13 protein-coding genes are annotated in these 13583 nt (G+C 73.5%); 9 read left to right on the top strand and 4 right to left on the bottom strand.

Going from position 1 to position 13583, the window contains the following annotated elements; genetic code table 11:
* Positions 1–75 precede the first annotated feature (75 nt).
* Both greA and ACFWFR_RS11405 read right to left on the bottom strand, forming a co-directional pair.
* Positions 76–558 (bottom strand): transcription elongation factor GreA, encoded by a 483-nt coding sequence (greA, locus tag ACFWFR_RS11410; RefSeq protein WP_191800271.1) that lies wholly within the window; start codon positions 556–558, stop codon positions 76–78.
* A 546-nt stretch (positions 559–1104) separates the two neighbouring features.
* On the bottom strand, positions 1105–1596 hold the full coding sequence (locus tag ACFWFR_RS11405) for a DUF4307 domain-containing protein (protein ID WP_377623036.1): 492 nt from the start codon (positions 1594–1596) through the stop codon (positions 1105–1107).
* A 166-nt stretch (positions 1597–1762) separates the two neighbouring features.
* Between ACFWFR_RS11405 and mca the strand changes: the two genes are divergently transcribed.
* Genes mca through ACFWFR_RS11390 form a run of 3 tightly spaced genes read left to right on the top strand, consistent with a single transcriptional unit; the run spans position 1763 to position 4111 of the window.
* Entirely contained in the window at positions 1763–2632 is an 870-nt protein-coding gene (gene mca, locus ACFWFR_RS11400; RefSeq protein ID WP_056646692.1) for a mycothiol conjugate amidase Mca, read from the top strand.
* A complete protein-coding gene (locus ACFWFR_RS11395; RefSeq protein WP_377623035.1) occupies positions 2629–3090 on the top strand; it encodes a hypothetical protein in 462 nt (153 codons plus the stop codon). Before mca ends, ACFWFR_RS11395 begins: the two co-directional genes overlap by 4 nt.
* Before the next feature lies 1 nt (position 3091).
* Positions 3092–4111, top strand: coding sequence for a carbon-nitrogen hydrolase family protein (locus tag ACFWFR_RS11390; RefSeq protein ID WP_377623034.1), 1020 nt, complete (start codon positions 3092–3094; stop codon positions 4109–4111).
* An 81-nt stretch (positions 4112–4192) separates the two neighbouring features.
* Here ACFWFR_RS11390 and ACFWFR_RS11385 read toward each other — a convergent pair whose 3' ends face one another.
* Complete coding sequence (locus ACFWFR_RS11385) at positions 4193–4870, bottom strand: hemolysin III family protein (RefSeq protein ID WP_318244326.1); 678 nt, start codon at positions 4868–4870, stop codon at positions 4193–4195.
* Between the two features lie 430 nt (positions 4871–5300).
* Between ACFWFR_RS11385 and ACFWFR_RS11380 the strand changes: the two genes are divergently transcribed.
* The 6 genes from ACFWFR_RS11380 to ACFWFR_RS11355 all read left to right on the top strand — a co-directional run bounded on the left by ACFWFR_RS11380 (position 5301) and on the right by ACFWFR_RS11355 (position 12099).
* Entirely contained in the window at positions 5301–6062 is a 762-nt protein-coding gene (locus ACFWFR_RS11380) for an isoprenyl transferase (RefSeq protein WP_191800263.1), read from the top strand.
* A 163-nt stretch (positions 6063–6225) separates the two neighbouring features.
* Positions 6226–6732 carry a MarR family winged helix-turn-helix transcriptional regulator gene (locus ACFWFR_RS11375; protein ID WP_191800261.1) on the top strand — a complete coding sequence of 169 codons (507 nt, stop codon included), beginning with the start codon at positions 6226–6228 and terminating at the stop codon, positions 6730–6732.
* On the top strand, positions 6729–7322 hold the full coding sequence (locus ACFWFR_RS11370) for a CE1759 family FMN reductase (RefSeq protein ID WP_377623033.1): 594 nt from the start codon (positions 6729–6731) through the stop codon (positions 7320–7322). Before ACFWFR_RS11375 ends, ACFWFR_RS11370 begins: the two co-directional genes overlap by 4 nt.
* Positions 7323–7488: 166 nt before the next feature.
* On the top strand, positions 7489–9387 hold the full coding sequence (locus ACFWFR_RS11365; protein WP_191800257.1) for an alkaline phosphatase: 1899 nt from the start codon (positions 7489–7491) through the stop codon (positions 9385–9387).
* 226 nt (positions 9388–9613) lie between these two features.
* On the top strand, positions 9614–10828 hold the full coding sequence (locus tag ACFWFR_RS11360; protein ID WP_377623032.1) for a WxL protein peptidoglycan domain-containing protein: 1215 nt from the start codon (positions 9614–9616) through the stop codon (positions 10826–10828).
* 23 nt (positions 10829–10851) lie between these two features.
* Positions 10852–12099, top strand: a complete 1248-nt coding sequence (locus ACFWFR_RS11355; protein ID WP_191800253.1) for a glycerate kinase — start codon at positions 10852–10854, stop codon at positions 12097–12099.
* A gap of 70 nt (positions 12100–12169) precedes the next feature.
* On the opposite strand, the gene ACFWFR_RS11350 is transcribed toward ACFWFR_RS11355, so the two are convergent.
* Positions 12170–13528, bottom strand: coding sequence for an AAA family ATPase (locus ACFWFR_RS11350; protein ID WP_377623031.1), 1359 nt, complete (start codon positions 13526–13528; stop codon positions 12170–12172).
* Positions 13529–13583 lie beyond the last annotated feature (55 nt).

Raw genomic sequence — 13583 nt, 5'->3', positions numbered from 1 at the left:
CCGTGGGGTTCCCGGGCCGTCGTGGGTGCGTCGAGCCGACTCCGTCCGGAGCAGCGACGCCGGTGTATCGCTGGGTCAGGCCTGGAACGGCTTGGCGGCGAGGATCTCGACCGCGATCTCGTTCCCGTTGGGAGCCGTGTAGGAGACCTTGTCGCCGATCGAGGTGCCGTTGATCGCGGCGCCCATCGGGGACGTGGGGGAGTAGACCCGGATGTCCGTGCCGCCGGCGATCTCGCGCGAGCCGAGCAGGAAGGACATCTCCTCGCCGGCCACGTTCGCGGTCACGACCATGCCGGGCTCGACCTTGCCGTCGTCCGGGGGCGTGCCGATCTGCACGTTGCGCAGCTTCGCGGTGAGCTCGCGGATGCGGGCCTCGTTCTTGGCCTGCTCCTCGCGGGCGGCGTGGTAGCCGCCGTTCTCCTTGAGGTCGCCCTCGTCGCGGGCGGCGGCGATGCGCTCGGCGATGTCGGTGCGGCCAGCACCGGACAGGTGAGCCAACTCGGCCTGAAGCCTGTCGTGTGCCTCCTGGGTCAGCCAGGTGACGCTGGTCTCGGTCACGGTTCGCTCCTTCCTTTCCTTGCGTTCTGGCGGCCGTCGTCTGTGGACGCGGCCGCACAGGGGGAGGCAGTGTGTGCGGGTGAGGGCGACTCCGCTGCCTGCCCGTGGTGGTGGCGCCGGTCGGTGACCGACGCCGCGTGGCGGGTTTCGCTGGTCCTGAAGCTTCTGGGGCAGCGTGAATCCCTCAGGATACCAAATGTCCGCTGCATCACACCGTTCCCTGCCCCCGGCAGACCTCCGTGGTCTGCCCCGCGACCCGTCGTGGGACGCCTCCGAACCGTTGCGGGCGGCTCCGCCCGCGGTCCCATCCTTGCACTGCTTGCGGAGCAGGTGCCAGGACCTCGTGCGAGGTCGTGCGACGCAGGTCGTCGGACAGCGCCCCGGACGCGCATCGGCCCGTGTCCGCCGCCGGACCTCGGTCCGCGGCGCAGCCACGCCTGGGCTCGCGCTCGTGCCCGGCGTCCGCACGCGGTGGCAGCGAGGGGGGGACGGGACGCCTGCCCTGGCCCGCGGGACACCTGCCCCTGGCCCCAGGGCAGCTCGCCGTCAGGGCAGCGGGACGCAGCTCTCGACGATCCCGGTCGTGGCGAGCTCGGACGTCGCGACGCTCACGGTGTAGCGCCCCTCGAGCTTGTCGCTCGGCCCGACGACCACCGTGACGGTCCCGACCTGGGCGTAGCTCTCGGCCAACGCGTCGATGGTGCACTCGGCCTGGGTGCCGGGCTCCATGGAGACCTGGAACGTGACGTCGATCTGCTCGGAGCTGACGACCTTGAAGCCGAAGTCGTCGTAACGCACCGGGGTGGAGGCCTGCCCCAGCCCGATCCAGACGGTGATGCCGATCCCGACGAGCGCGGCAGCGGCGATGCCGGCGACGGCCAGGCGGCGTCGGAGGGGCGTGGGCTCGGGGCCGTAGCGTCCCGCGGGGGGCCGCGGGCCCTCGCTGCGCGGCGCGAGGCCGATCGGGTTCTCGTCCTCGTCGAGGGCGTCTGGCCCGGGGTTCGGGGAAGTTCCCAGCGGGGGCGTGCTGTTCGTCATGGTCGATCGACGTCCAAGGGTTGGGTGGACTACCTGCTCGTGAGTCATCATTGTCTCTGAACTTCTCCATCTCGAAGTACCCCCAGGAGGACCTGTGACCGAATCGACGGCGCGCCCCACCGCAGGATCGGCGCCCGGGACGGTCGACCGCGCACCGCTGCGCCTCATGGCCGTCCACGCGCACCCCGACGACGAGTCGAGCAAGGGTGCCGCGACGTCGGCCCGCTACGCCGCGGAGGGCGTCGAGGTCCTCGTCGTGAGCTGCACGGGCGGCGAGCGCGGCGACGTGCTCAACCCGAGCTTCGGCGAGCTTCCTGCCACCGCAGAGGGCATGGCCGAGCTGCGGCGCGCCGAGATGGCGGCGGCCGCCAAGGCGCTGGGCGTGAGCCACCGCTGGCTGGGCTTCGTCGACTCGGGACTCCCGGAGGGCGACCCGTTGCCCCCGCTGCCCGAGGGCTGCTTCGCGCTCGTGCCGCTCGAGGAGGCCGCGGCGCCGCTCGTCGAGCTGGTCCGCGAGTTCCGTCCGCACGTGATCACGACGTACGACCCGAGCGGCGGCTACCCGCACCCGGACCACATCATGTGCCACAAGGTCGCGTTCGAGGCGTTCCACGCGGCGGGCGACCCGGAGCGCTACCAGGTCGAGGGCGGGGCGCCCGCTTGGGAGCCCGCCAAGCTCTACTACAACCACGACTTCTCGATGAACCGCATCCGCACGATCCACGAGGCCGTCGTGGACGCGGGGCTCGAGTCGCCGTTCAGCGACTGGGTCGAGTCGCGGGCCGCGCGCGAGATCCCCGAGCGCGAGGTCACGACGCGCGTCGAGGTCGCCCCGTACTTCCCGCAGCGCGACGCGGCGCTCATCGCGCACGCGACGCAGATCGACCCCGAGGGCTTCTTCTTCGCGATCCCGCGCGACCTCGAGGCCGACGTGTGGCCCTTCGAGGAGTTCGAGCTCGCCGAGTCGCGCGTCCCCACCACGCTCCCGGAGGACGACCTGTTCGCCGGCATCCGCACCGAGGAAGGTCTCGTATGAGCCCGACGCCGCAGCTCGCGGTCGATCTGTCGTCCCACCTGGCCGGAGGCCCCGGTTGGGCGGCCGGGGTGACCACCGAGACGACGCCGTCGCCTGCACCGACGACCGACGAGCTCCGACCGGGGCTCGAGCCGACGGACGTGTCGCCGGGCCTTCCCGGCTTCCTCACGATCTTCGCCGTGGCCCTCGCGTGCGTGGTCCTGTTCCTGTCGCTGACCAAGCAGCTGCGCAAGGTCCGCCACGACGAGCGGGGTGCCGGCAACGGGGGCGCGGCGGCGACGTCGGGCGGCGCCGCTGCGGCCGGGACGAGCACCACGGCCACGACGACCGACCCGGACCGTCGGGACGACGCGTCGGAGATCGGCACGGCCGGCGGCGACGCGGGCGCGAGCGACTCCGGGAGCAACGGCGGCAGCGACTCCGGCTCCAGCGGTGGCGACTCCGGCGGCGGCGACTGACATGACGCAGACGCCGCACGGTCCGGTCCGGGTCACGATCGCCCAGATCGAGGTCTCGAACGACCACGCGGCGAACCTGCTCGTGGTGCGCTCGGCGTTCGCCGAGGCGCAACGGCTGCACGCCGACCTCCTGGTGCTCCCCGAGTACGCGTCGGGCTTCGATCCGCGCGGCGTGGGGATCGAGCACGCCGAGCCGCTCGACGGCCCGTTCGTCACGACGCTCCAGCGCTGGGCTGGCGAGACCGGGGTCGCTGTCATCGCGGGCACGACGATCCCGGGCTCACGGGCGCCGCTGGTCGGCGTGGCGGGACACGGTGGGACGTCGTCCTCGCACGGCTCGACACCCTCCGACGGCACAGCCGTGCGGGACCGGTCGGACCCGTCGGGCCTTCCGGACACCGCGGTCGACCCGGCGGGCGCCGCACGCGACGCGTCGACCAGCACGCCGGTCTCTACGAGGGCCGAGACGTCCGAGCGCCCTGCTCGCGCGGTGAACGCGGTCGTGGCGATCGACGCTCAGGGGCGGCTGTCCGGTGTCTACCGCAAGGTGCACCTGTACGACGCGTTCGGGCACCGTGAGTCGGACCGCCTGGAGCCGGGGCCCGCAGACGCGCCGCCGACGGTCCTGAGGGTCGGCAGCCTGACGTTCGGCGTCATGACCTGCTACGACCTGCGCTTCCCCGAGGCGGCCCGCCGCCTGGTCGACGCCGGGGCCGACGTCCTGGTCGTCCCGGCCGCGTGGGCCGCGGGCGACCTCAAGGCCGACCACTGGCGCACCCTGGCCCGCGCCCGGGCGATCGAGAACACGGCGGTCGTGCTCGCCGTCGGGCAGGCCGGGAAGGGCGTGACCGGGCGATCGCTGCTCGTGGGGCCCGACGGTCAGGTCGGGCTCGAGCTCGACGAGCGAGCGGGACTGCGCACCGCCGACATCGACCCCGAGGCCCTGGCCGCGGTACGCCGGACGAACCCGTCGCTCGCGAACCGGCGCTACGCCGTCGTGCCGGCTGCCGACCAGCCGTAGCAGAACGCCGGGTGCGGAGCGCGCGTCGCGGACCGGCCCGATCCGTGAAGCGCACCTCGCACCCGGCGGAGGCTCTCAGCGCTAGGCGTTGAGGGCGGCGATCATGATCGCCGCGTAGTGGCACCCGAAGCCCACGACAGTCAGGACGTGGAAGATCTCGTGGAACCCGAACCACCGCGGGCTCGGGTTGGGGCGCTTGAGCCCGTACACCACGGCACCCAGCGTGTAGGCGAGGCCGCCGATCGCGACGAGCCACACGATCGCCGGGCCGCCCGGCGTGGTCCAGAACTGCGGCATGTAGCCGACCGCGACCCAGCCGAGCGCGACGTAGATCGGGACGTAGACCCACCGCGGGGCGCCCAGCCAGATGATGCGTGCCGCGAGACCGAGCAGCGCCCCGGACCACACGATGATCAGCAGGATCGTCGCGGTCTGCTTCGGCAGGAGCAGCACCGCGAGCGGCGTGTACGTGCCCGCGATGATGAGGAAGATGTTCGAGTGGTCGGCCCGGCGCAGGATCCCCGCGACCCGGGGTGACCAGGTGCCGCGGTGGTAGACGGCGCTCGTGCCGAACAGCAGGCAGGCGCTCAGGCCGAAGATCGCGCACGCGACCTTGCCGGCGACGGGGGGAGCGAGGGCCACCAGGACGATGCTCGCGACGAGGGCCACGGGGAACGTGCCGGCGTGTATCCAGCCGCGCAGCCGGGGCTTGGCGGCGTCGAGCACGTCGGCCGCCTTCGCGGCCGCGCCCGCCAGCACGGTGCCTGACGCGGCATCGTCCGACAGGGGATCGCCGGGCGAACCCGGCGCGTTCTCGACGGCGTCGCCCACGGACGGGCGCTCGGAGGGTCGTGCCACGGAGAGACTCCTACTCGTTCGGCGTCGGGCGGGGGGAGCGGGACGTCCCTGACCCGGGGACTGCACGTGAGTCGACGTGAACGGCTCAGGAAACAACCTACGCCATCGTAAGTTACGTCACCGTAGGTTGCTGACGGGGACTGTGAAGATCCTGCGCAAAGGCGAATCGCAGGGCGGACGTCTGGACAAATCGACCGTTGCCTCCGGTACCGTTTGGCGGGCGACCTGCTCGATCCCGACCCTGCGGCCGCGCAGCTCGTGCCCACCGTGCGACGCGCTCCGGCCGTGCCGGTCCCGTCGCCCACTCCCTTCATACCGCTAAGGACCCCACGTGCGCATGCCCCACCTGCTCTACGGGCTGTACGAGCGACGACTGGCGAGCTCCCTGCCGCGTGAGGCGATGCCCCGGCACGTGGGCGTGATCCTCGACGGCAACCGGCGCTGGGCCAAGTCGTTCGGCGAGACCGCCGCGACCGGCCACCGGCGCGGTGCCGACAAGATCGCCGAGTTCCTCACCTGGAGCGAGGACCTCGGCATCGAGGTCGTCACGCTCTGGATGCTGTCCACGGACAACCTCTCGCGCTCGCGCGAGGAGCTCAGCGCGCTGCTCGACATCATCGAGGACGCGGTGTGCGACCTCGCGGAGACCGGTCGCTGGCGCCTGCGCGTCATGGGCCGACTCGACCTCCTCCCCGAGCGCCTCGCGGCAGCGCTGCGCGACGCCGAGGAGCGCACCGCGGGGGTCGACGGCCTCCAGGTCAACGTCGCGATCGGCTACGGCGGTCGCCACGAGATCGCGGACGCGGTCCGTTCCTACCTGCGCGAGCAGGCCGACCGCGGCGCCTCGCTCCCCGAGCTCGCGGAGAACCTCGACGTCGAGCACATCGAGGAGCACCTCTACACCAAGGGGCAGCCCGACCCCGAGCTGGTGATCCGCACGTCGGGCGAGCAGCGGCTGGGCGGGTTCCTGCTGTGGCAGAGCGCGCACGCGGAGTTCTACTTCTGCGAGGCGTACTGGCCCAGCTTCCGCAGGGTCGACTACCTCCGTGCCCTGCGCTCGTACTCCCAGCGCGAGCGCCGGCTCGGCAGGTAGGTCCTTCCGGGGCGGGAGCGGCCGAACCCGAGGGTCCGGAATACACCTCCCGTCCCGCCGGTTGTACCGCTCGAGTTCATACGAACGCATCTACCCGGGTGACGTGCGCCGACGAGGCGGGCGGCGCCGTCGGGCCGGTGCACCCCGCAGGATCGAGAGACGCATGCCCAGCCCCACCACCGCCCTCCCCGCCGTCCACGACCGAGCCACCACGCGCGAGGCCGCCGAGACCTGGGAGTCGCTCTTCCGCACCCAGGTCGCCCTCATGCGCCGCTTCCAGGCCGACGACATCTGGGAGGAGCTCACGATGCGCGAGTACGACGTGCTCTTCACGCTCTCCACGTGCCCCCAGGGCGGGACCCGGCTCCGCGACCTCAACGAGTACGTCCTCATCAGCCAGCCCTCGCTGAGCCGCATGGCCGAGCGCCTCGAGCAGCGCGGCCTCGTGGAACGCGTCCCCGCGCCCGACGACGCACGCGGCACGATCGTCCGGCTCACCCCGGAGGGCGCGCGGCTCCAGAAGGAGATCGGGCGCAAGCACGTCCGGACCATCAGCGCCTACGTGGGCGGGGCCCTCGACACCGACGAGCTCGCGACCCTCAAGGGGCTGCTCGACAAGCTGCGTGGCGCGCAGGAGCACCTCCCGGCGCGCGACGGGAGCGAGGCGTGAGCGCGGAGACCGAGGCGTCGGGCGCCGAGCGCAGGCCGCTGAGCGTCGTGGCCGTCGCGGGCGGCGTGAGCTTCCCCTCGACCACGCGCGCCCTGACGGACCTGCTGCTCGACAAGACCGTCGCCCGCCTCACGGCCGCGGGGGTCGCCGTCGACGCCCGGACCGTCGAGGTCCGCGAGCACGCGCAGGACGTCGCGACCGCGACCGTCGTGGGCATGCGCAGCGAGGAGCTCGAGCTCGCGCTCAAGACCGTCGAGCAGGCCGACCTGCTCGTCGTCGCCTCGCCCGTGTTCCGCGGCTCCTACTCCGGGATCTTCAAGTCGTTCTTCGACCTCGTCGACTCGCTCGCGATGGTCGACAAGCCCGTGCTGCTCGCGGCCACGGGCGGCACGGCGCGTCACACCCTCGTGATCGACCAGGCGCTGCGGCCCCTGTTCTCCTTCATGGGCGACCTGATCGTGCCCACGGGCGTGTTCGCGTCCAAGGAGGACTGGACGATCGAGCTGTTCCCCATGCCGTGGCTCGACGAGCGCGCCGAGCGCGCGGTGGGCCAGCTCGTACGGTTCGCGGACCTGCCTGCCCCTCGCTGAGCGCCTGACGGGCCCCGGTACCTCCGGGGCCCGGCCGGACATTTACCCCATCTGTCCACGCACGGCCTCCCACCGTTCACCGTCGCGCCACCTCGACCCGCTTGGCTCTCAGGTGCCGGCCGGAACTCGACTCCGGACCGGACCAGACCTCGACAGGGAAGAGACCATGACTTCACGTGTACCGATGAAGTGGCTGCGGATCGCCGGGACCGGCGTCCTCGCTGCTGGTATCGCGATCTCCTCGACCACGCCGGCGCTCGCCGCGCCGTCCGCCGACCCCGGGGCGCCCGGACCGAAGAACATCATCCACCTCATCGGTGACGGGATGGGGTTCAACCAGGTCGACCTCGGCAGCCAGTTCGAGTACGGCCGCACGGCCTACCAGACCACCGTGAAGCCCGGCGGCGTCTCGACCCCCGTCCCCGGCCAGGCCGGTACGCAGGTGTACCAGGAGTTCCCTGTCGCCCTCGCGATGTCCACGTACCAGTTCGGCAACACGTACGACCCGGTCCAGAACTGGAGCAGCTTCGCAGCACCGCTCAAGAACTCGACCGACTCCGCCGCCGCGGCGACGACCCTCGCGACCGGTGTCAAGACGCTCAACAACGTGATCGGCCAGGACGAGAACCACGAGGACCTCAAGACGGTCGCCGAGCGCGCGCTCGAGCTGGGCAAGGCCACCGGTGTCGTCACCTCGGTGCCGTGGACCCACGCGACGCCCGCGTCCTACCTGGCGCACAACGAGCACCGCAACAACTACCACGACATCGCGGCCGACATGATGGACTCGGGCGCGAACGTGATCTTCGGCGCGGGCAACCCCTGGTACGACGACAACGGCGACAAGCTCGCGAAGCCCAGCTACAGCTACATCGGCGAGACCGAGTGGAACAAGCTGGTCGACGGTCAGTCGGCGTTCGACCTGGTCGAGTCCAAGGACGACTTCCTCGCGCTCGCCGAGGGCGACACGCCCACGCACGTGCTCGGCACCGCGCAGGTCGCCGGCACGCTCCAGGCGGACCGCACCGCACTGAAGTCCGGCGACGTGCCCTTCTCTGCCCCCCAGAACGACAACGTCCCCTCGCTCCCGCAGATGACGGACGCCGCGCTCAACGTGCTGTCCAACGCCTCGGACGAGGGCTTCTTCGTGATGATCGAGGGCGGCGCGATCGACTGGGCCTCGCACGACAACAACACCGCGGGTGCGGTCGAGGAGCAGGTCGACTTCAACCGGACCATCGAGACGGTCGTCGACTGGGTCGAGGAGAACTCGAGCTGGGACGAGACCCTCGTGGTCATCACGGCCGACCACGAGTGCGGCTACCTCTCCGGTCCCGCGGCGAACCCGGCCTGGACCCCGATCCAGGGCGCGCAGGGTGCTGCCCCGCAGGTCAGCTGGAACAGCGGCGGGCACACCAACCACCTCGTGCCCGTGTACGCCAAGGGCCCGGGCTCGGAGCTCCTCGCGGCCGCCGCGACCGGCACCGACCCGGTGCGTGGCGCCTACCTCGACAACGCCGACGTCGGCCGCGTCTCCAACGCCCTGTGGGCGGCGAACGACACCGACGGCATCCCGCTGCTCGCGACCGTCCCCGAGGCCGGTGAGGTCGAGGGCAAGCTCACGCTGTCCGTCGCGGACTTCGGTGCGGGCGTGGCGCTCACGGGCGGGGAGAACGTGGGCGACCGCCTGCGCTTCGCGGGCCGGCTCCCCGAGGTCTCGGTGACCGACTCGCGGGCGACCGCCACGGTCGGCACGGGCGGCTGGACCGTCTCCGGCCAGTCGGGCGACCTGTCCTCGGGCCCGCGCACGCTGCGGGCCCAGAACCTCGGCTGGACCCCCGGCCTGGTCTCGGCCAAGGACGGCGTGAGCGCGGGCTCGCCCGTGGCCTCGCTCCTGGGCGGCGGCAAGGGCCTCGCGGCCCCGGCGACGCTCGCGACCGCGACGTCGGACAGCCGCCTGGGCACCACGACGGTCTCGGCCGACCTGGCGCTCGAGGTCCCCGTGGACACCCGTGAGGGCGACTACGCGGGCACCCTGACGGTCTCGCTCTTCCCGGTCGACTGACCGTCCACACCCGACGGAGCCGTCGGGTCCTGCGTGCGCTCCGGCGCGCCGGGACCCGGCGGCCTCTTCCCGTTCCCGGCCCGTCCGTGCCCGACGGCGTCACGCACCGTGCGTCGTCGGGTGCCCGCGGGCCACGCCCGTCCTCCTGCCCGACGGCGCCACGTCCGTCCCGCTCGCGGGTCGCGGTGGGCGCGGGGCCACGACTCTTCCCGCTCGGAGCTCCTCGATGAACGTCACCTCTCGCCGCACCGCCCGTCCGCGTCGTGCCACGGCTCACCAGGCCTCCCGGCAGCGCCTGACCCGGACCGCCGGCACCGCGGCCCTCGTGGGTGCACTGCTGACGGGTGCTCTCGCGGCTCCGGCCGCGGCCCTGCTCGCCCCCGGTGCCCACGCAGCCGGACCTGTCTCCGCGACCGGTGCGGCGCCGTCGGGCACCGTGCTTGCGGCCGCGGGCCGCGCAGCCGCCACGACCTCCGACGAGCCCGCCACGCGCACGACCTGGGCCGTCGAGCCCGCGACCGCCGAGGGGCCCGACGGGCGCGTGTCCTACCGCCTGACGGTCGACCCGGGGGGCCAGGCCGTCGAGCACGTCACGGTGACCAACTTCAGCGACCACCCGGCGACGTTCGACGTGTACGCGAGCGACGGCGTCGTGACCGCGGACGGGCAGTTCGACCTGCTCGCGGCCGGCACCACCCCGACCGACGGCGGCTCGTGGATCACGCTCGGCGAGGGCGAGACCGCGGGCCCGACGCAGCGCGTCGAGATCGCGGCCGAGTCGTCGGCGACCATCCCGTTCACGGTCGTCGTGCCCGCCGACGCGACGCCCGGTGACCACCCGGCCGGCGTCGTGGCCGCGCCGGCCCGGGCCGAGGGCGACGGGTCGACCGTCACGTTCGACACCCGCGTGGGCGCGCGCCTGCACCTGCGCGTGGCCGGCGACCTCGCCCCGGCGCTCGCCCTCACCGACGTCCGTGCGACCTACGAGCCGAGCTGGAACCCGTTCGCGCCCGGCTCGGTGCGCGTCGAGTACACGGTCGCGAACGAGGGCAACGTGCGCCTCGGTGCCGACACGCAGGCCGGGGTCGCAGGCCTGTTCGGCTGGAACGCGCGCGAGGTCGTGGCCCCCGCCCAGCGTGAGGTCCTGCCGGGTCAGGAGGCGGACGGGACCGTGGTGCTCGACGGCGTCTGGCCCCTCGGCAAGGTCTCGGGCGACCTGACGACGACGCCGCTCGTCGTCGGTGACGACGTGGTCGACGTGGCACTCTCTCCCACCACGACCTCCTACGGGGCGTGGGCGCTGCCGTGGGTCCAGCTCGGGTCGCTGCTCGTGCTGGTGGGCCTGGTGCTCGGGGCGCTCCGGGCACGGCGGCGCCGTGAGGCGCGCACGCAGGCGCGGATCGAGGCCGCGGTCGCGGCCCGGGCCGCCCAGCGGACCTGAGGACGCGTGGCTACGATCGGGACGTGCCTTCGACGACGAACACCGACGCCTCCCGGCCCCTCGACCCACCTGGCGCGGCGCGGCCGCTGCGGGTCGTGATCGCACCCGACTCGTTCAAGGGCTCCGCGACCGCGGAGGCCGTCGCGCGGCACGTCGCGGACGGCGTCCTGGCCGCCGCCCCCGACGCCGTCCTCACCCTGCTGCCCATGGCCGACGGGGGAGAGGGCACGCTCGACGCGCTCCTCGCGGTCTGGGGCGTGCCGGCACGAGAGGTCGTCACGGTCGACGCGATCGGTCGGCCGCACACGGCCCGCTACGGGGTCTCGGCCGACGGCCGGGTCGGCGTCGTCGAGCTCGCGGCAGCGAGCGGCCTGCCCGACGTGAGCGACGTCGCCCTCCAGCCCTTGCACGCGCACACGCGCGGCACGGGCGCGGTCGCGGCGGCGGTCCTGGACGCAGGCGTCGAGGAGGTCGTCGTGTGCCTCGGCGGGTCGGCGTCGACCGACGGCGGTGCGGGTCTCCTCACGGGGCTCGGGGCGCGGCTGCTCGCGCACGAGCCGGCGACCGTCCCGTCCTCGGCCGACGGGGAGCTCGCGGGCAGGCTCGTGCCCGACGGCGGCGAGGGCCTCGCGCGCGTCGTGGGCCTCGACCTCGACGGGCTGCACCCGCGTGCCCGCGAGGTGCGCTGGCGTGTGGCGGTCGACGTCACGAACCCGCTCGTGGGCGAGCGCGGAGCCGCGGCGGTGTTCGGTCCGCAGAAGGGCGCGAGCGGGTCGGACGTCAGGTTCCTCGACGCTGCGCTCGTGCGATGGGCCGACCTGCTGGAGCGCGAGACGGGGATCCGTACCCACGAGCTCTCGGGGGCGGGCGCCGCGGGCGGGGTGCCCGCCGCGCTCGTCGCGGTCCTGGGCGCCGAGCTCGAGCACGGGGCGACGCTGGTCGCTCAGAGCATCGGGCTGCCCGCGGCGGTGGCCGACGCGGACCTCGTGCTCACAGGCGAGGGGTCGTTCGACTCGCAGTCGATCAACGGCAAGGTCGCCGACGCGATCGGCACGCTCGCCGCGGCGGCCCCCGGGCGACCTCCGGTCGTGGTGCTCGCGGGGCAGGTCCTGCTGCCCGCTCAGCGGGCCCGGGCCGCCGGGATCACGGCTGCGTTCTCGATAGCCCCCGGGCCGATCGACCTCGACGACCTCCTGGGGCGTACGGGGAGCAGGTTGACCGAGCTCGCGGCGTCGGTCACGAGCCTGTACCTGGGGTCTGCGCGTCGCTGACCCCCGGGACCCGCTCGAGTGCATGGTTCGGCCAGTGCCACGCCCGGCGAGTCGCTGCCGAACCATGCACTCAGCGCTTCGGCCAGTGCCACAGCGGCTCGTCGAGTGGACCCTCGCGGCCTGCGACGGTCGTCTCGCCGAGCTCCTTGACGAGCTCGACGTGGGCGAGCCCGGGCAGCCCGGGCAGCCCGGGCACCCCGTGCGCCGCAGGGAGGCCGCGCGGCCCGCTGCGACCGGTCCGCTCGGCCGAACCGTCGCTCCGTGGCGACGGTGTCGATGCTGTCGACGGTGTCCGCGCTCGCGAGCCGTCCGCCGCCTCCTCCATGGCCCGCACGAGTGCGCCCGAATGGGTCACGACCACGACCTGCGTGCGCTGCGCAGCCCCTGCGATCAACGATCCGAGAGCGGGCAGCAGCTCGGGGTGCAGGCTGGTCTCGGGCTCGTTGAGCACGAGCAGCTCGGGAGGCCGGGGCGTGAGCAGCGCAGCGACCCACAGCAGGTACCGCAGCGTGCCGTCGGACAGCTCGGCGCTGCCGAGGGGACGCAGCAGGCCGTGCTGGCGCAGCTCGAGCGAGAACCGGCCGTCGTCCGTCACGCGGACCCGCACGGTGGACCCGGGGAACGCGTCCTCGACCGCGGCGTCCAGCTCGTCGGCCAGCCCCAGCTCACGGATCGTCTCGAGCGCCGCGGCGAGGTCGGCGCCGTCGTGCGCCAGGACGGGGGTCCGGGTGCCGACGTGCGCGCCGCGCGCCGGTGCCAGGGCGTCGGTGCGGAACTGGTCGTAGAAGCGCCAGGACCGCAGACGCTCGCGCACGACCAGGAGCTCGGGTGCTCCTACGGGGTCCACGACCTCCGAGAGCATGCTGTCGAACGACCGCAGGCGTCGCCCGGAGACCTGCCACGAGCCGTCCTCGTCGCGCAGCCGGACCGACGGGCCGTGGCGGTCGGCGACCAGCGTCGCGGGGCGCAGCACGGGACCCGACCACACGACCTCGGTCTTGATCTCCGGGTCCAGGCCGAACGACGCCCCGCCGTCCTGCGGCAGCCCCAGGTCGATCGCGTACCCGTACGCGCCCGTGAGGGGCGCACCCGCCGGTGCGGCGCCGTCGGGCAGGAGGTCCGGGCCGCTCGCGAAGCCCAGGCGCAGCGCGACCGGGCCGCTGCGGACCGTGCCCTGCACGGGGTGGACGCCCGCGCGCACGGCGCGGCCGATCACCTCCGGCCCGGCCCACAGCGTCGAAGGCAGGCCGCCCTCGCGGGCCAGGGCCCCGACCGCGCCGCCCAGCGCGCACTCGGCGAGCAGGCGCAGCGAGCGGTACAGGCTCGACTTGCCCGCCCCGTTGGCGCCCGTCACGACCGTGAGCCGGCCGAGGGGCAGGACGAGGTGGCGCAGCGAGCGGTAGCCCTCGATGGCGAGCGTCTCGATCATCCGGCCAGGCTAGGTGCGCCCACCCACGGCGGGTGGCTCCGTCGAGTGCGTGGTC

The organism is Oerskovia sp. NPDC060287 (assembly GCF_042726775.1).
Classification (GTDB): Bacteria; Actinomycetota; Actinomycetes; order Actinomycetales; family Cellulomonadaceae; genus Oerskovia; species Oerskovia merdavium.
Note: the sequence above shows the minus strand (reverse complement) of the source record. Positions and strands in the feature narration are given on the sequence as shown.

What these genes read in the sequence shown, in the direction of transcription:
- ACFWFR_RS11405 (WP_377623036.1), bottom strand. Translation starts at nt 1,596, where the DNA reads ATGACGAACAGCACGCCCCCGCTGGGAACTTCCCCGAACCCCGGGCCA.
- mca (WP_056646692.1), top strand. Translation starts at nt 1,763, where the DNA reads ATGGCCGTCCACGCGCACCCCGACGACGAGTCGAGCAAGGGTGCCGCG.
- ACFWFR_RS11395 (WP_377623035.1), top strand. Translation starts at nt 2,629, where the DNA reads ATGAGCCCGACGCCGCAGCTCGCGGTCGATCTGTCGTCCCACCTGGCC.
- ACFWFR_RS11390 (WP_377623034.1), top strand. Translation starts at nt 3,092, where the DNA reads ATGACGCAGACGCCGCACGGTCCGGTCCGGGTCACGATCGCCCAGATC.
- ACFWFR_RS11375 (WP_191800261.1), top strand. Translation starts at nt 6,226, where the DNA reads ATGCCCAGCCCCACCACCGCCCTCCCCGCCGTCCACGACCGAGCCACC.
- ACFWFR_RS11365 (WP_191800257.1), top strand. Translation starts at nt 7,489, where the DNA reads ATGACTTCACGTGTACCGATGAAGTGGCTGCGGATCGCCGGGACCGGC.
- ACFWFR_RS11360 (WP_377623032.1), top strand. Translation starts at nt 9,614, where the DNA reads ATGAACGTCACCTCTCGCCGCACCGCCCGTCCGCGTCGTGCCACGGCT.
- ACFWFR_RS11350 (WP_377623031.1), bottom strand. Translation starts at nt 13,528, where the DNA reads ATGATCGAGACGCTCGCCATCGAGGGCTACCGCTCGCTGCGCCACCTC.